We start from the raw sequence: 15,904 nt of genomic DNA, 5'->3' as shown, positions 1-15,904 counted from the left end.
TGTAATGACAGGTCCATATCGAAAAAAATTAGTAAGTTTAAAAATTCCCCAGTCAAACTTGTATACCTTTTCCTTTCTCATTTGTTATATAAATGAGTTAACTACTAAAAACGGATATCCAAAAAGTTGGTGACATATGACAAACGATTGGGAGCGCCTGCTGCTTGCGCATGCACAGGTCGTTTTCAGCTATTTATTAAAAATCGGCGCTACAAAAGAGGATGCGGAAGATATCATACAAGAAACACTCATTAAAACAATTGAGTGCATGCAAAAAATTGATGCTAGCAATTTGCGCGCATGGCTTTTTAAAGTGGCCATTCATCGATACTATACGCTTTACAACAAACAAAAGCGTACGATCCATTTTTCTGAAGAAGAACTAGCGCAATTATTCCCTGCTCTTGAAAATATCGAGTTTACGGTACTTCAAAAGGAACAAAATCGCTTGTTGCAGCAAGCGATGGATGCACTTAATCCAACCTTTCAACAGCTTCTTATTATGAAATATTATATGGATTTATCTTATAAAGAAATGGCTACCATTTTGGAAGTTTCTGATTCACATATTAAAACGTATTTAATGAGAGCGCGCAAAGCACTAAAGGCGCAGTGGGAGGAATATATAAATGGAGGAATTATTTAATAACGAGAAGATGGAAAAGACGATAAAAAAAGCAAAGCGGCAATCGCTTTGGAAAACTGTCTTTTTAACAACTGCTGTACTATTAATTTTAGGAATAGTCGGTTCGTTTTTAAATGAAAATATTACGTTGTATTTTCAATCAGTTATAGGTGCCGCTAATACTTCCTTAGAGGAAATTTCAGGAGCCAATGAATTTGTAGCTAATAAAGAAAACTTCCCTGGTATTTTGGGCGGAGAAGAATATTATAAAACATATAAAATAATTGAAGGTAAGGTTGTATATACAGGAGAAAAAGGCTATGGCTACGGTCCTTTTCGCAACGAATGGCTAAATAGAAGTGGGATGCAGTCGGAATTAATTGTTTCAAATAGTGGGTCAGAGGATGATTTATCGTTACAGCGCTATAACTATTTAGGTCAGCGGGAAATGGTATTTTTCTACCCATTCGTCAATTATAAAAATGTTCGCAATGACTTAGCTTGGTTAGACGAACTTCGTGACGATCAAGTACTTGAGGTGGCACTATCCTTTGACAAAGGGTACGGAGTTGAAGAAGCAATTAATAAACTACCAAAAGATGTGACTAAGACTTGGCTATGGGTAAAAGATGTCGAGGAGGACCCTGATGAAGTGCGGAATTACTTAGTAGATGAAAAAGGAAATCGCACACCGCTTGATTATTCAGTACGTTCAGAACACAATGTGTACGGCTTCCCACTCATTACTCCAAATGGGGATAAAGTGGACATGCCTGGAGAGCAATTTATTATCGACATTAGTACCGGCAAAAAGCTTCGTACAAGTTGGCAGTGGGAGTTTAATCGGCTTTATGACACAATCGGCGGTGAGGACGGCTTATCACAAAATGATTTAGTCATTTACGGCGCTGTTGTAACAGGAAGTAAAGAAACACTTGCTAGTTTGCTTGAATTAGATTTTATTCGTGCTTCCAGTATTGGTGTTATTACAGATAAATATTAATTTCAAATTCCAGACTTCGGCGACGGATTTTGATAGTTTAACGAAAACTTTCGCATCTTTACCAGCGACTTCTCAAAAAACCCGAAAAGCATATTCGCTTTTCGGGTTTAAATTACGCTTCTTCAGTTGTTAATTGTTCTTTACAAAACTCTAAAATCAACGCTTCTTCATCATCTTCTAGTGCGAAATCTAAATACTCATTCTCCGCTTTATCAATAATGAAATAATTTAAAATTCGTACAACATCTTCGTTTTGTCCAATAATAACGCGTATCTCGATGCCTGCTTCCGAATACAGTTCATCTTCTTCATCGATCTCAACATCTAATAAAAACTCAAAACGCTTACCTTCGATAATATTTGTTGGATCTTTTATTTCTTCAATTGAAAACTGTGTAATATCCAAAATGGTCGCTCCTTTTGCGAAATCTTTCTTCTTTATCATAGCGGATTTTCACATCGCGTCAAATGAACAATTCTAAAGGTGACAGTGCTAGTGCGATATGCCACAATAACAAATAGAGGTGATTGAAAATGAAAAACTTACTATACTATACAGATTCAATGATGAAGGAATTTACAGCACGTGTTTTACATACAGGAAACGATGGACGGGATTATGTCGTCCTTTCGAATACTGCGTTTTATCCTACAGGTGGGGGACAGCCCCATGATACAGGCTGGCTTGGAAATACCGACGTAATAGATGTTGAAAAAGTGGATAATGAAATCCGCCATTATATAAAGGGAGATGCGCCCACTGGTGAGGTAACCGGCAAGATAAACTGGGAACGTCGATTTGATCATATGCAGCAGCATACGGGGCAACATATTTTAACGGCTGCTTTCGTTGAATTATTCGGCTTTATGACAACAAGCTTCCATTTAGGCACTGGATTTGTGTCGATTGACTTAAATACAGAATATGTAACAGAAGAGCAGCTACTTCGAGCGGAAGAACGCGCTAACGAAATAATTTTAGAAAATCGTCCAATCGAAACGAAATGGGTAACTAAGGACGAATTAACTCATTACAATTTACGAAAAGACGTGTCTGTTGATGAGGATATTCGTCTCGTTATTATTCCAGACTATGATTATAATGGCTGTGGTGGGACACATCCAACTTCAACTGGACAAGTAAGCTTACTAAAAATTATGAGTACAGAAAAGATGAAAAAACAAATGCGCGTGCATTTTGTATGCGGCAAACGCGTACTAAAAGAACTAGCCATGCGCAAAAGTGTCCTAACAGACGTCGCACGCCAACTAAGTGTACCTGAAGAAACCGCTGCCGATGCACTAAAAAAAGTGTTTGCAACAGTGAAATCAACAGAAAAAGCATTAGCAGAAGCACAAGACGCACTACTTGTTTACGAAGCTAAGGAACTTGTAGCACAAGCAAAAAACGGCATTGTAGCGGTAGCCTTTGAAGATCGCGAAATTCAAACACTGCAAAAGCTAGGTCGATTTATTACACAACAAAATACCGATGTGATTACCCTTCTTGTAGCAGAAAATGGCGATAAGCTGCAATTTATAGCGGCACGTGGTAGCAATGTTGATACAAGCATGAAAGGCATTTCCACAGCGATTCTACCGATAATCAACGGAAAAGGTGGCGGCAATGATGCACTTGTACAAGGTGGCGGAGAAAAAAACATACTACCTGAGGAACTATTAGAGTATATGCGCAGCACAATTTAGACACATATTATACAGAATTCTTTAAGTAAGAATTCTGTTTTTTCTTCTCAATTGGCCTATAATATACCCCATAAGGTAAATTTTATGTTTGGAGGACTTTACCTCATGACCTATTTTCAACTTTTCAATTTAACTGTCCCTGTTATTTGGCCAGCTGTAATTATTGCAAGTTTTGTCGCTACATTACTTTATAAATTTGCAACTGCAGAAAAAGTGGCAGATTGGTTTTGGGATACTTTCTTCTCATATATTTTCACATGGAAATTCAGCTATATTTTATTTCATTTTAATAACGTTTTACATATGCCGTTATCTGCAATTTATTTTAACGGTGGCTTGAAAGGACATTGGCTAGCCGTATTTATCATTGCCCTTTATATAACGCTCTTTGTTCAGAAGAAATACCCACAAACCACGATACAAATTGGACCCGTGCTAATGCTTTATATTGCAAGTTTTGAAGCGCTTTTTCAATTATTTAATCGTGAATTTTTCTATGCCCTTACTCAAAGTGGATTCCTTATTGCAATATTTATTCTGATAAGGAAATATAAACAGCTACATACTAAAACATTAGTGTTATTAATCGCCATTGAACTAATGATTTTGTCACTACAGCATACATTATCACTAACAAAACTATTAACTTACAGCGTGTTTACTGTTGTGGTATTAATAGCTACTAGGAAGGAGGAATTTTATGTTAAAAAATAGTGTATCAATCGCCATTATTATTATTGCCGTTGTTATCATCTTTTTTAATTTTAGCGACAAGGAAGAAAAGCCACAAATCGAAGCGGTCACAACGACAGAAGAAGCTGAGACACCTGCTCGGGCGCAGGCACCTGATTTCTCACTTGAAACTTTAGACGGGACACAACTTGCATTATCCGACTTAAAAGGACAAAAAGTATTATTAAACTTCTGGGCTACATGGTGTGCGCCTTGTAAAGCAGAAATGCCTCATATGCAAAGCTTTTATGAAAAATACAAAGATAAAAATGTCACTGTCATTGCAGTCAATTTACAGGATAGTCGTGATAAATTAGCATCATTCGTGGAGGAGTACGGCTTAACCTTCCCAATTTCACTTGATACAACAGGTGAAATTGGCAGTCAATACAAAGTGTTTACGATTCCAACTAGTTATTTTATAGATGAACAAGGTGGCATTGTCCAAAAAATCGTTGGACCAATGGATGAGGAGTTTATGGAAGGTTTAATTACATCTTATTAATACAGTAATAGGTGAACACATCATGCTTGTTCATCTTTTTTTATTTTGAACAAACTGATTTTTATGGCCTCTCACAGTATGGTAATTAAAAACAATCGGTCTATTCGCTAATGCCGGCGCTGCAATCAGCTTTAAAATCGCTATATTAGGAAATATAGTTTGCTAAGTTGAACTTGACGGTATGAACGTGAAGAATGACATTACACGCATTTGTAGGGTCAAGAAGGACATACCGCCATTCAAAACTTATTAGCTAAACAAATGAATCAAAACTTTATAGAAATTGGATTATTTTTATGTTTAGAAAATTCCTTTTCGCTTTGCCATTTCATTTTTTTACTTATTAGACGCTTACCTCAACAGCATTACTAACAGTAAATTGATTAAGGATTTCTCCCTGTTCGTTGATAAGTAGTGCATTTAACTGACCGTTATAAACACATCCTCCATCAATTCCAATATACGTTTTACAAGGGCTCACCCAAATATCATCAGATTCATGAATATAACGTGTTGGCGTATGACCGAATATATTGACAAGGCTTGTCTTATTTTCAATACGATAATGTTCACGAATCCATATAAAATCACGCTCAATAGAATTTTGCCAATGCTCTAACTCGGAGTCAAAACCAGCATGTGTCAATAAAACGTTACCGATTTGATAATGAAGATGTCCCTCTCTCAAAAAATTAATTTCTTTTTCATACTGTGTTAGCATTATATTGGCATTTTCGCTAACTGCCTCTTCATCCATATTTTGAATAAAGGATTTTAGCGTTTCCACTCCACCATTCTTGAAATACCGTTCATTATTCATAGTTGGGTTATCCAAATAGTCTAAGAGCATTTGTTCATGATTCCCTTTAATATAAATTACCTTATTCCCATATTGTTTTTTCAAAATCATAACCTTTTTTACGACCTCGTATGAATGTTCCCCTCGATCGATTAAATCACCTAAAATGACTAGCACGCTTTCTTCGTCCCAATAATTTAATATTTTCTGAAATGGCTCGTACATCCCGTGGATATCACTGACTACAAATATGTTCATAATTCTCCTCCGTTCGCATTCTATTAAAGTAACTGTATCAAAAAAATTAACAGTAATAAACAATTGCACACAACCTAAATTTATGGCGTCTTAAAAAATTTAGTATATTGCAACTTTATTGAATAGCATTGTTCTTACTCCGCACATAGCACCCAACTATTTAAAGATTTCTTTCCGTTTGCTTTGTTCATCAGTTGCTGTAAAGTACGAGCGTATTGATTAATTCCACTCGGCGTACTCGAAAAATCACACCCTAGTGCATAATCGATCTCCCACTGACCATCATCTAAATAACTTGCATCTACTACTGTATTTAATGTTACCGTCCAACCTGTTTCATTCAACAAACGCTCCATATCAAAATTCGAGAAGATATGACGAATATTAGCATCCGTTGTATGGAAAGCTGCATATAATGCCTGGATTTGCACCGCGAGCTGATGCGCCTGCTGTTCAGGCATTGTTGTACGCAAATCCCATTCTGCAATACAAATACGTTTTGCAACCTTTCGAATAATACGTAACGTTTCTTTTATTTCCTCTAAAGATGAAAAGTAAAAGAGACAATGCGATAAAACTGCCACATCATAAGTTGAATTCTCGGCTATCGCAGTAATGGGTGTCCCGTAGTCCATTTGAATACGCTTGCCTAATGTTGAAGCGAGTAAATGATCACGTGCTTGTCCTAGTGTAATCGGTCCACCGTAATGAGGCTCTGCTGGATCAATCGCATGGACAAGTCCGCACTCTCCGACAGCGGCCGCTAATACGGCTGTTGTATCACCTTGCCCGCAACCAATTTCTAATACACGTGGACTTTGCTGAATGTCAAATTCTTTTACTAAATTCATACGATGACTTGTCTGCTTGTGCTGGATTGTCACATCTTCACCATAAATTTTCATACATCGTAAAATGTCATAAATGTTCATAATTTCCCTCCTTTTTTAATTCTATTTTATCATTTCAAGTGAAGTACCCCTCCCCCCTATGTTAATATAAATAGATGAAATGGAGGGATATTAGTGAAATATTTATATACGCTACTAGCCGCAATATTATTGCTAAGCGCCTGCAGTAATAAGGAGCAGGCAAATGAAGAGCATGCAGTTTCTGAGCACGCTGGACACGAGTATGAAAGCATTGATATTCAGGAAAAAACAGCTGGTATCGATGTGTTACCATCCTTTTTGGATAATCAACCTGAAAATATTCGCCTAACGTATCAAGTGGCTGGGCATGCAACAGATATTTTAGAATGGATGCCATGCTATTGCGGCTGCGGGGAATCTGTTGGACATGGCAGTAACTTGAACTGCTTTATTAAGGAAATGAATGAGGACGGTTCTGTTGTATGGGATGATCACGGTACTCGCTGTGTTGTTTGTTTAGAAATCGCCCTTCAATCAGCAAAAATGTTCAAAGATGGTATGGAGTTAAAAGATATTCGCAATGCGATTGATGAAATGTATAAAGAAGGCTACGCTGAACCAACTAAAACAAAAATGCCTGCTTAAAATGACAAGAGATTTCCATCGAATGAAGTGGTATAGCTCACGATAGAAATCTCTTTTTTGTTGTAATTTTATGATATTCGCCCATTGAAGGTCGGAATTCGCCCGAAGGAACACGATTTTCGCCCATGGTGGCCGCGATTTCGCCCGTGGCTACATGATTTTCGCCCATGGCAACCGCCTTTTCTCCCGTGGGAACACGGTTAGCCCCCATTAAACTCGAATTCGTTTATTGACACCAGTTACTCCTCCAACACTCAGTGATCCCTACTGCTGCTCGCGCGCTTGAATTCCTGCAATTTCTGCTGCTTGATGCAATGTACGAACAAATACTTCATTTGGCTCTGCGCCAATGATACCGTAGCGATTTTCAAAGACGAAAAATGGTACACGCGTTACGCCAATTTGCTGTACGTCGTATTGATCTCGCTTCACTTCTTCTTCAAAACGATCTGTCGCTAGCACATTTGCTGCATCAACCTCATCAAGCCCAAGTGCACGCACGATTGCAAGTAGACCATCATCTCGACTTAAATCAAGCCCTTGCGTAAAATATCCGCGCATGACAGCTTCCGTAAATTCTGCTTCCTTACTGAATTGTTTCATCCATTTCGCTAAACGATGTACACTATATGTATTCGTTACTGTCATTTCCTCGAAATTATACGTAAGCCCAACTTCTTTTGCACGGTCTGTTATATTTGCTGTTAGTTGTTCTACCTTTTCACGTGACATTCCGTGCTCTATTAAAGAATCAATATAATTTACCGATTGCAATGATGAATTAGGTGATAATTCGTAAGCTTTCATTTCAATAGTGACTTGACCCGCATACCCTGCTTGCTCAATGGCCAATTCTAATTCTCGTTTCGCGATATAGCAAAACGGACAAACGAAGTCTGAAAAAATTTCTATCTTCATATGAGCACCCCCTTATAGCATGTCTATCCAAATTTTAATGGCTGTCGCTAAAATTAGTATAGCTAATATGCCTTGTAATACTTTTATGTTCATCGCTTTTCCTACTTTTGCACCTAGTGGAGCCGCTATAATACTTGCAATGACCATAATAAATGCTGGCCAGTATTCAACTTGACCCGTAATTAACTTACCGACACTGCCCCCTAGCGATGATATTAATGTAATCGCTAAGCTCGTAGCAATCGTCATGCGTGTCGGAATTTTTAATACGACTAGCATAATAGGTACTAGTAAAAAGCCCCCCGCTGCACCGACAATACCAGAACCAACACCAACAATTAATGCCAGTATCGCCGCGAGTGGTTTGTTAAACTTTACTTCATGCAAAGGTTTTTCATCAATGTGCTTTTTTGGTACGAACATCATAACAGCCGCAATCGTTGCAAGTAATCCATAAACGACATTGACTCCAGTTTCTGATAAATAAGAGGACCCAAAACTACCTACAAAGCTACCGACTAAAATAGCCCCACCCATTGTAATAATAAGTGATTTATTTAAATAGCCACCTTTACGATAAGCCCACACACCCGCAATGGAGGCAAATAGTACTTCCACTGCACTAATACCCGATACTTCATGTGCCGAGAATGCTGCTAGTCCAAATAAGGGTGGGATATAAAGTAACATCGGAAACTTAATGATGGCTCCTCCAACGCCGAGCATTCCCGATACAAACGACCCAACGAAACCAATGACAAAAAGTACGACTATAAATGTAATATCCATTACAGTTTCCTTCTTTCTAAAAGAAAAGCGGGTATTCGTCTATCCGAAACCCACTTCCTCCCTACCCTTTTTTAATAAAGAATTTAAATACGCCAGCATCTTCAGACTGTTGTAAAATTTCGTGTCCTCCTGCATTTGCCCATGCCGGGATATCTGCTAAAGAACCTTTATCTGTTACATGCACTTCTAAAATCTCACCTGTTTGAATTGTGTCCATTACCTTTTTTGTACGTACGATTGGCATTGGACAAGATAAACCTTTTGCATCTAAAATTTTTGTACTATTCATGTTGAATTCTCCCATTCTTTTTATTTGTAAACGATTTTCTATTTTTCCTAGTAGGACAGTTGCTTGCCTTTTGAGCGTAAGGCAAGCATACGTATAACATTTCATTTATTGATTAGCGTACAGCACAACGGTTTGGTCCAATTTCCATCTCCGTTTGCTCGTCATTGTCTGGTGTGATTTTCCCCATGTTTACTTGGCGAATTTGTTGGTACGCATTCGGTTGAGGGGGTAAATTATCTGTTACGATACTACGGAATTCCGCTTCATCCACGATGTTTAAGCCGTGGTTTTCAGCGAATAAATCCCCTAGACGTTTTGCTACTGTACCGTCCTCGTTTAATTCCTCTATTATCATAAAGTGCGCTGGTAAAACGACTAATTCTTCCGCTAATTCACGGTAGCGTTTATATAACGTATAACGTAAATCGCCTACCCAGTCTTCCGCTAATCCAGCTAAATCTGGTCGACCAATTGAATCGATAAATAAAATATCGCCCGTTAATAAGTACTTACCATCTACCACAAATGATGTTGAGCCAATTGTATGACCAGGTGAGTAAAGTGCACCTACATTAATCTTTGATGCCCCAATTTGTACTGTTTGGCCATCTTCAAGTGCTGTGTACTCGAATACTACTTCCTCTGCATCTTTCGGTGATAAGTAGTAAGTTGCACCCGTTTCTGATGCAATGTGGCGACCACCTGAAATATGGTCAGCGTGTAAATGCGTATCAAAAACGTGTTTAATTGTTACATTTTTCTTGCTAGCAAAGTTTGTGAATACGTCTGTAAAACGAACCGCATCGATAATGGCTGCTTCCCCGTCTGAAATAACCATGTATGACAAACAGCCTTTTCCTAAACGCACGAATTGATATAGCTCACCACCATTTGCAAGATCGCCAACTTTAATTGGCTCTAAATACATGCTCCAAGATTTCATACCACCTGCAAGATAAGCGACTTCTCGCCCTGCATCACTTAACATTTCAGCTATCATTATTGATGAACCTTCTTTGGCACATACGACTAAAACATCTTTGTTAGTCGGAATTTGTGGTAAAATTTCTTCCACACCGTCCAGTAGCTCAAAGTACGGTATATTTAAATACTCAAACTTGTGACCATCAATTTTCCAATCTTCAAATGCATCTGCATTACGTACGTCTAAAATGAATAGTTCTTTGTTGTCAATTACTTTTAGAGCAACGTCTGCTGCTGTCCACCTATTTACCGTCATATAAATTTACCCCCACAGGTATTATTTCTCGGATTTTTTTAGCGGGAAAAATCATTCCCCACTAATTAGTTCAAATTAAAATGATTTTTGTAATTCGCCTGTCCAAGCTGTCATGCCTGGAAGTACATTGTATACTTTTTTATAACCTGCGTTCGCTAGCTTTTGAGCAGCTAAGTCACTCCGTTTACCTGTGCGGCAAATGACATAAATTTCTTGATCCATGTCTAATTCCTTCATACGTGCTTCTAATCCACCCATCGGAATGGATTTTGCGCCTTTGATATGGCCGAATACAAATTCTGCTTCTTCGCGGACATCTAAAATAAGTCCGCCAGTTTCTGCCCGTGCAATAATTTCTTCATTTGATACTGTTTGTTCAAATGAATGTTCTTCCATTGTGTCATTTGAACATTTGCGAATGTAATGGAATAGCACATTTCCTTCTTCCGTTGTGCCAATATATTGGTGCCCAACTGTTTCAGCCCACGCTGCTAAATCTGCTGTTGATCCTTTATCCGTTGCTTGAACTTCTAAAACTTGCCCATCCACTAATTCGTTCATTGCCTTTTTCGTTTTTACAATGGGCATTGGACATGCTAAACCTTTTGCATCTAATTGTATATCTGCTTTAATAGCCATCCTGTTTCTCCTTTATACTACACGGGGTATATTTTCGGTAAAAAATTTTTACTTCACATCGCCTTGCCAAGCTAGCATACCGCCAACCATGTTTACTGCGTCATAGCCATGAGAAGTTAAAAATGCTGTTGCTTGCCCGCTACGAGCACTAGAACGGCAAACCATAACATACGGTTTATTTTTATCTAATTCATGCATACGGAACTCTAGTAAACCTAATGGGATATTTACAATTCCAGGAATATGTCCTTCCGCTACTTCTGCTACTTCTCGCACATCGATTAAATGTAATTGCTCCCCGTTTTCTAGGCGTTGTTGTACTTCTTGAACTGAAATTTCCTTCATACTATTTACCCTCTCCATGCACTCATGCCACCACGGACATTTGTTATATTGTTGTATCCTAATTTTTTCATTTGCTTACAAGCTTGCGCACTTCTCATGCCACTTTGACAAATAACGACGATTTCTTTGTCCTTTGGTAGCTTTGAAAAATCTGAACCAAGCGGTATATTTTTAAATTGACGAATATTGCGCCCTTTATATTCACCTGGCGTGCGTACATCGACAAATACTTTATCTTTGTCGTGGATGACCTTCGTTAATTCTGCTGTCGTAATCGTATTAATACCTTTCGTCGGCATCATTCGCCATGCAAAAAATGCGACAACAATAACTATAATAATTGCAGTTTCCATTATGGTCCTCCTAAATAAATAGATTTACATTACCATCTTGAGCATCCGCTAAATATGCCGCAACACCAGCAAATTGTACACCATCTAAAAGTTCTTCTTGCTTTAGCCCTAATAAATCCATTGTCATTGTACATGATATAAGCTTAACGTCTTGCTCTTGCGCCATTTCAATTAATTGCGTTAAAGTTAAGGCATTATGTTTTTCCATTACCTTCTTAATCATTTTCGGTCCCATACCTAACATCTGCATTTTGGATAAACCTAGTTTTTCTGCACCACGTGGCATCATACGGCCAAACATTTTTTCAAGGAAGCCTTTTTTTACTTCAACCGGCTCCTGCTTACGTAATGCGTTAATGCCCCAAAACGTATGGAAAATCGTTACTTCATGATCATAAGCTGCTGCACCATTTGCGATAATATACGCTGCCATCGCTTTATCATAATCTCCACTAAATAAAACAATTGTTGTCCTTTTCTTTTCCATTATACTCTCCCTCATACCGTATAGGGTATTATTTTATTTAAAAAATATAAAGCCCATCGTTATCGACTCTTTACAAGTAGATTAACTGCTTCTTGGATGGATTCATTCATTTTCATTGAATCTTTTTCTGCATTTTGTACGCATTCAACTAAATTTTCACTTACTATAACACCAATTGTACGATCTACTCCTGAACGAACAGCAGATAATTGCGTAATGACTTCTTTACAATCTTCCCCTTCATCCATCATACGTAAAATACCTCGCAATTGACCTTCAATACGTTTCATTCGATTTGTCACTTTGCTATCATACGTCATATACTCAACTCCTTTTTCGCATTGACGTATTATTTACATGGTTTATACTATACCCTATAAGGTATTAGGTCAACTATAAAATTCAAGAAAGGTGATTTAAAATGAAAAGATCATTGTTAACCGTAGTCTTACTAGTATTTCTAAGTGCTTGCTCATCTGCCACTTATGACACTATTTCACTAGATGAAATCCATAGCTATATTGAGCAAGAATATATCATTGTGGATGTGCGTGAGCCTAATGAATACGCTGAAGGGCATATTCCCGGCGCTATTAATGTACCTTTATCCGGGCTACAACAAGGAAATTTAGCCCCTTTAGAAAAGGACGCTAATTACATTATTATTTGCCGCAGCGGCAATCGTTCACAAACCGCGAGCGACATTTTATACAAGGAGGGGTATACTGTTATCAATACATCTGATGGTATGTATTCTTGGTCAGGTGAAATCGAGTAATCAACTTAATAGTCCTCCCAAAAGAAAAAAGTCTCGTGAATCAGCGAGACTTTTTCTATATAGTTCGTTCAGTTAAACTACATTGTTGTGTGCAGTTTAGAAGCTCCACCGATGACAAAATTTTTTCTGTCATTTATTAGTTCACCTGATTAAAAATCCATACCCATATAGGTATTATTATCAAGGTGATACTTTACATCTTCCACTCTTTTCGAAGCATTCCATACACAACGTGATCTACATAATGGTCGTATAACCATTCAGCACTACGAATCGTCCCTTCTTGTATAAACCCTAGTCGCTCAGGAATCGCCCGACTTTTCACATTGCCTTCTGCCACATGTATTTCGACCTTTTGTAAATGATAGTAGTCAAAGGCAATTGCCAGCATGGCCTTTGTTGCACGTGTCATAATGCCATGACCTTGGTAGCGCTCATCTAACATATAGCCAATAAAGGCTGTTTTATTTGCCGGATTGATCGAATTAAAGCCGATCTTCCCGACAATTTTTCCTTGATAGACGATCGCTGTATCAAGGGCTGTCCCTTCGGCAAATTTTCTCAAATTCATGTCGATATTTTGCTTGGTCCCACTGACTTCTGTTGAATAGTCAAGCCATCCTAGCCATTCCCGCAAATAGTTACGGGAGCGATCTATCATCTCAAAAATTCCCTCTGCGTCATGCTGCGTAACTAGACGTAATTCAATTTCTTCATCTACCTTATATGTAAACATTTAAATCCCTCCTTGTAATTTTAACTATCATGTCATAATAATCCATTTTTTACAAACCCCAAAAATCCCGAACATAGACATTTACTACATTCGGGATTTCTTTTATATTTTGAACTGACGTACTGCCTGTTGTAATTCTGCTGCCATTTCTGATAGCTCATTTGCTTGGCGACTCATTTCATCGACTGTTTTTAGTTGGCTATCCGTTGCATCTGTTACTTCTTCTACATATACCGCTGCAGCATTTGCGGATGCCGACATTTCCTCCATAGAAGCAGATACTTCTTCTGTATTAGCGCTCATTTCTTGTGCAGATTGGCTTAATTGCCCAATTTCACTTGTAATCTGTTCAACCGCTTGTACAATTTCCATAAACCTTGACTCCAGTATGTAAATGTACTGTAAACCTTGCTCGACGGTATCCTCACTCAGTTCAGCGGCGCGCACTGCTTCTCCTGTATAGGCTTGTACTTTTTCAATTAACTTATTAATTTGAGCTGCAGAATCGGCTGTTTGCTCCGATAATTTTCGAACTTCACCTGCTACAACTGCAAAGCCTTTTCCTGCTTCTCCTGCACGTGCCGCTTCAATTGAAGCATTAAGCGCAAGTAAATTTGTTTGTTCAGAAATATCTGTAATCATTTTTGAGATTAGACCGATTTCCTTTGATTCATGATCTAATTTTCGAATGACTTGTAACTCTATTTCTGTGCCACCTTGAATCGCCTTCATTTGATGAATCGAATCATTAACTGCTTCATGCCCTTCACGTACTTTCGTTTCAATAAATTGTGTATGCTCGGTAACTGTTGACGCAACTTCTGCTACATGCTGTACGCCAAGTGCCATTTGTTCCATTGCTGTTGCACTCTCATCAGCCATAGTCGATTGAATATTCGAGCCGCGCTCTACTTCTTCAATCGCACTTGCTATCCCTTTTGTTACACTTGTCACAGCATTTACATCACTCATTAAATCACACGAAGCCTCACTCACATTCGTTGCATTTTTATTTACTTGCGCAATCATCGTCTTCATATTGGTAACTGTTCTTGTTAATGAACGTGCAAGTGAGCCAAGTTCATCTAGGCGTTTACGATGTTTTTCAGGTATTTCCTGTGTAAAGTCGCCTTCTGATAAATATTCACTAATGCGAACTACTTCGGTAATCGGTTTACTTATTGAACGTGTTACGAAAATTGCAAAAAACAATCCGATAAATACTGAAAACATAGTGGAATAAATAAGCCCCTTTTTCATATCCGATAATCCAGCAAGCATCTCGTGCTTAATAGCTGTGACAGCAATCGTCCAACCATTATTTAACGAATGAAAGCCTAGTAGCTGGTCATTGCCATTAGAATGTGTGAAGTCGTAAAAGCCTTCCTCGTTATTGAGCATCTCTTCGATAGCAGTAGCTTCACCCGTCATTTCACCAGTTTCTTTAGCTTGCGTTAAAAAATTCACTTGATTTTTCACATTTTCACGGTTTTGATGTGCTTGAATTGTGCCTTCTTCATTCACGATTAAAGCATAACCTGTTTCGCCAACTGTGATTGTTTCGATAACAGATGATAAAAAGTACCCATCCATACGTGCAAGTAGCAACGCTTTTTCATTTGTTACTGTTTCAATCGGTGTCGCTATCATAATAACCGGCTCATTTGTGACACGGCTAATAATAATATCCGACATCGCAGTATTGCCTTTAAATGCTTCAATAATATAATCACGGTCGCTAAGATCAGCTGTTGTGCCATCTGAATAATAAGAAATGCCGTCAGGAGTTACAATACCAAAGCCTATGTAATCTTCGCTCTTTTCAATTCGCTTATTCAAATAAGCAAATTGTGTTTTTAAATCCATTGACTGCACAGCACTTTGCTCAGCAATCGATTCTACTTCTATATATGTACGTTTGAAAAATTCTTCAATATAATGTCCTACATCTTCAGCTTTCCACTCTAAATCAATTTCTGCTTGTTCAGTTAAAGCACGGGCACTACTAAAGTAAGACAATGTCCCTAACATTACACAAGTTAACAAAAGTAGCATTACAATTGAAATTGTTAATTTTACGCCAATACCTTTGATTTTCACAAATAAACCTCCCTTAATTAATATTTTATTCCATACTTTGGTAATTTTATAGCTATTCTCATAATAACATATAAATTATTGCGT

At 38.0% G+C, this 15,904-nt stretch carries 21 protein-coding genes; 7 read left to right on the top strand and 14 right to left on the bottom strand.

Going from position 1 to position 15,904, the window contains the following annotated elements; all coding sequences use genetic code 11:
• Positions 1-136: 136 nt before the first annotated feature.
• Positions 137-646, top strand: coding sequence for an RNA polymerase sigma factor (locus AAFN87_RS09865; protein WP_347790898.1), 510 nt, complete (start codon positions 137-139; stop codon positions 644-646).
• A complete protein-coding gene (locus tag AAFN87_RS09860; protein ID WP_347790897.1) occupies positions 630-1,628 on the top strand; it encodes an anti sigma factor C-terminal domain-containing protein in 999 nt (332 codons plus the stop codon). Before AAFN87_RS09865 ends, AAFN87_RS09860 begins: the two co-directional genes overlap by 17 nt.
• Positions 1,629-1,740: 112 nt before the next feature.
• Here the strand turns inward: AAFN87_RS09860 and AAFN87_RS09855 are convergent, their stop codons facing one another.
• Positions 1,741-2,034, bottom strand: a complete 294-nt coding sequence (locus AAFN87_RS09855) for a DUF6509 family protein (protein WP_347790896.1) — start codon at positions 2,032-2,034, stop codon at positions 1,741-1,743.
• A 128-nt stretch (positions 2,035-2,162) separates the two neighbouring features.
• On the opposite strand from AAFN87_RS09855, the gene AAFN87_RS09850 reads away from it, so the two are divergent.
• The 3 genes from AAFN87_RS09850 (at position 2,163) to AAFN87_RS09840 (ending at position 4,572) form a co-directional block, all read left to right on the top strand.
• On the top strand, positions 2,163-3,335 hold the full coding sequence (locus AAFN87_RS09850; RefSeq protein ID WP_347790895.1) for an alanyl-tRNA editing protein: 1,173 nt from the start codon (positions 2,163-2,165) through the stop codon (positions 3,333-3,335).
• 105 nt (positions 3,336-3,440) lie between these two features.
• Positions 3,441-4,049: a hypothetical protein gene (locus AAFN87_RS09845; protein ID WP_347790894.1), complete on the top strand. Its 609-nt coding sequence runs from the start codon at positions 3,441-3,443 to the stop codon at positions 4,047-4,049.
• Positions 4,036-4,572 (top strand): TlpA family protein disulfide reductase, encoded by a 537-nt coding sequence (locus AAFN87_RS09840; RefSeq protein ID WP_347790893.1) that lies wholly within the window; start codon positions 4,036-4,038, stop codon positions 4,570-4,572. Before AAFN87_RS09845 ends, AAFN87_RS09840 begins: the two co-directional genes overlap by 14 nt.
• Before the next feature lie 343 nt (positions 4,573-4,915).
• Here AAFN87_RS09840 and AAFN87_RS09835 read toward each other — a convergent pair whose 3' ends face one another.
• The gene (locus tag AAFN87_RS09835; protein WP_347790892.1) at positions 4,916-5,629 is read right to left on the bottom strand and encodes a metallophosphoesterase family protein; all 714 of its coding nucleotides are present in this window, start codon (positions 5,627-5,629) and stop codon (positions 4,916-4,918) included.
• A gap of 134 nt (positions 5,630-5,763) precedes the next feature.
• Positions 5,764-6,561 (bottom strand): class I SAM-dependent methyltransferase, encoded by a 798-nt coding sequence (locus AAFN87_RS09830; RefSeq protein ID WP_347790891.1) that lies wholly within the window; start codon positions 6,559-6,561, stop codon positions 5,764-5,766.
• A 93-nt stretch (positions 6,562-6,654) separates the two neighbouring features.
• Here AAFN87_RS09830 and AAFN87_RS09825 point away from each other — a divergent pair, with 93 nt between their 5' ends.
• The gene (locus tag AAFN87_RS09825; RefSeq protein ID WP_347790890.1) at positions 6,655-7,146 is read left to right on the top strand and encodes a PCYCGC motif-containing (lipo)protein; all 492 of its coding nucleotides are present in this window, start codon (positions 6,655-6,657) and stop codon (positions 7,144-7,146) included.
• A 264-nt stretch (positions 7,147-7,410) separates the two neighbouring features.
• On the opposite strand, the gene AAFN87_RS09820 is transcribed toward AAFN87_RS09825, so the two are convergent.
• From AAFN87_RS09820 to AAFN87_RS09780, 9 genes are all read right to left on the bottom strand, one after another.
• Positions 7,411-8,064, bottom strand: coding sequence for a DsbA family oxidoreductase (locus AAFN87_RS09820; RefSeq protein ID WP_347790889.1), 654 nt, complete (start codon positions 8,062-8,064; stop codon positions 7,411-7,413).
• A 12-nt stretch (positions 8,065-8,076) separates the two neighbouring features.
• Positions 8,077-8,853 (bottom strand): sulfite exporter TauE/SafE family protein, encoded by a 777-nt coding sequence (locus AAFN87_RS09815; RefSeq protein WP_347790888.1) that lies wholly within the window; start codon positions 8,851-8,853, stop codon positions 8,077-8,079.
• 61 nt (positions 8,854-8,914) lie between these two features.
• Positions 8,915-9,142, bottom strand: a complete 228-nt coding sequence (locus tag AAFN87_RS09810) for a sulfurtransferase TusA family protein (RefSeq protein WP_347790887.1) — start codon at positions 9,140-9,142, stop codon at positions 8,915-8,917.
• Positions 9,143-9,254: 112 nt separating this feature from the next.
• Complete coding sequence (locus AAFN87_RS09805) at positions 9,255-10,382, bottom strand: MBL fold metallo-hydrolase (RefSeq protein ID WP_347790886.1); 1,128 nt, start codon at positions 10,380-10,382, stop codon at positions 9,255-9,257.
• Positions 10,383-10,457: 75 nt separating this feature from the next.
• Positions 10,458-11,021 carry a sulfurtransferase TusA family protein gene (locus tag AAFN87_RS09800; RefSeq protein WP_347790885.1) on the bottom strand — a complete coding sequence of 188 codons (564 nt, stop codon included), beginning with the start codon at positions 11,019-11,021 and terminating at the stop codon, positions 10,458-10,460.
• A 48-nt stretch (positions 11,022-11,069) separates the two neighbouring features.
• Entirely contained in the window at positions 11,070-11,366 is a 297-nt protein-coding gene (locus AAFN87_RS09795) for a rhodanese-like domain-containing protein (protein ID WP_347790884.1), read from the bottom strand.
• Positions 11,367-11,371: 5 nt separating this feature from the next.
• A complete protein-coding gene (locus AAFN87_RS09790) occupies positions 11,372-11,719 on the bottom strand; it encodes a rhodanese-like domain-containing protein (RefSeq protein ID WP_347790883.1) in 348 nt (115 codons plus the stop codon).
• 10 nt (positions 11,720-11,729) lie between these two features.
• Positions 11,730-12,206 carry a DsrE/DsrF/DrsH-like family protein gene (locus AAFN87_RS09785; protein WP_347790882.1) on the bottom strand — a complete coding sequence of 159 codons (477 nt, stop codon included), beginning with the start codon at positions 12,204-12,206 and terminating at the stop codon, positions 11,730-11,732.
• Between the two features lie 59 nt (positions 12,207-12,265).
• Complete coding sequence (locus AAFN87_RS09780) at positions 12,266-12,526, bottom strand: metal-sensitive transcriptional regulator (RefSeq protein ID WP_347790881.1); 261 nt, start codon at positions 12,524-12,526, stop codon at positions 12,266-12,268.
• Positions 12,527-12,627: 101 nt separating this feature from the next.
• Between AAFN87_RS09780 and AAFN87_RS09775 the strand changes: the two genes are divergently transcribed.
• Positions 12,628-12,984 (top strand): rhodanese-like domain-containing protein, encoded by a 357-nt coding sequence (locus AAFN87_RS09775; RefSeq protein ID WP_347790880.1) that lies wholly within the window; start codon positions 12,628-12,630, stop codon positions 12,982-12,984.
• A 193-nt stretch (positions 12,985-13,177) separates the two neighbouring features.
• Here AAFN87_RS09775 and AAFN87_RS09770 read toward each other — a convergent pair whose 3' ends face one another.
• On the bottom strand, positions 13,178-13,720 hold the full coding sequence (locus AAFN87_RS09770; protein WP_347790879.1) for a GNAT family N-acetyltransferase: 543 nt from the start codon (positions 13,718-13,720) through the stop codon (positions 13,178-13,180).
• Positions 13,721-13,822: 102 nt separating this feature from the next.
• Positions 13,823-15,820, bottom strand: coding sequence for a methyl-accepting chemotaxis protein (locus AAFN87_RS09765; RefSeq protein WP_347790878.1), 1,998 nt, complete (start codon positions 15,818-15,820; stop codon positions 13,823-13,825).
• Positions 15,821-15,904 lie beyond the last annotated feature (84 nt).

This window comes from Solibacillus sp. CAU 1738 (assembly GCF_039888725.1).
Lineage (GTDB): Bacteria > Bacillota > Bacilli > Bacillales_A > Planococcaceae > Metasolibacillus.
Note: the sequence above shows the minus strand (reverse complement) of the source record. Positions and strands in the feature narration are given on the sequence as shown.

Coding starts and splice junctions, on each gene's coding strand:
- AAFN87_RS09845 (WP_347790894.1), top strand. CDS start 3,441: ATGACCTATTTTCAACTTTTCAATTTAACTGTCCCTGTTATTTGGCCA.
- AAFN87_RS09775 (WP_347790880.1), top strand. CDS start 12,628: ATGAAAAGATCATTGTTAACCGTAGTCTTACTAGTATTTCTAAGTGCT.
- AAFN87_RS09785 (WP_347790882.1), bottom strand. CDS start 12,206: ATGGAAAAGAAAAGGACAACAATTGTTTTATTTAGTGGAGATTATGAT.
- AAFN87_RS09770 (WP_347790879.1), bottom strand. CDS start 13,720: ATGTTTACATATAAGGTAGATGAAGAAATTGAATTACGTCTAGTTACG.
- AAFN87_RS09820 (WP_347790889.1), bottom strand. CDS start 8,064: ATGAAGATAGAAATTTTTTCAGACTTCGTTTGTCCGTTTTGCTATATC.
- AAFN87_RS09790 (WP_347790883.1), bottom strand. CDS start 11,719: ATGGAAACTGCAATTATTATAGTTATTGTTGTCGCATTTTTTGCATGG.
- AAFN87_RS09780 (WP_347790881.1), bottom strand. CDS start 12,526: ATGACGTATGATAGCAAAGTGACAAATCGAATGAAACGTATTGAAGGT.
- AAFN87_RS09830 (WP_347790891.1), bottom strand. CDS start 6,561: ATGAACATTTATGACATTTTACGATGTATGAAAATTTATGGTGAAGAT.
- AAFN87_RS09805 (WP_347790886.1), bottom strand. CDS start 10,382: ATGACGGTAAATAGGTGGACAGCAGCAGACGTTGCTCTAAAAGTAATT.
- AAFN87_RS09815 (WP_347790888.1), bottom strand. CDS start 8,853: ATGGATATTACATTTATAGTCGTACTTTTTGTCATTGGTTTCGTTGGG.
- AAFN87_RS09800 (WP_347790885.1), bottom strand. CDS start 11,021: ATGGCTATTAAAGCAGATATACAATTAGATGCAAAAGGTTTAGCATGT.
- AAFN87_RS09810 (WP_347790887.1), bottom strand. CDS start 9,142: ATGAATAGTACAAAAATTTTAGATGCAAAAGGTTTATCTTGTCCAATG.
- AAFN87_RS09840 (WP_347790893.1), top strand. CDS start 4,036: ATGTTAAAAAATAGTGTATCAATCGCCATTATTATTATTGCCGTTGTT.
- AAFN87_RS09860 (WP_347790897.1), top strand. CDS start 630: ATGGAGGAATTATTTAATAACGAGAAGATGGAAAAGACGATAAAAAAA.
- AAFN87_RS09865 (WP_347790898.1), top strand. CDS start 137: ATGACAAACGATTGGGAGCGCCTGCTGCTTGCGCATGCACAGGTCGTT.
- AAFN87_RS09850 (WP_347790895.1), top strand. CDS start 2,163: ATGAAAAACTTACTATACTATACAGATTCAATGATGAAGGAATTTACA.
- AAFN87_RS09835 (WP_347790892.1), bottom strand. CDS start 5,629: ATGAACATATTTGTAGTCAGTGATATCCACGGGATGTACGAGCCATTT.
- AAFN87_RS09795 (WP_347790884.1), bottom strand. CDS start 11,366: ATGAAGGAAATTTCAGTTCAAGAAGTACAACAACGCCTAGAAAACGGG.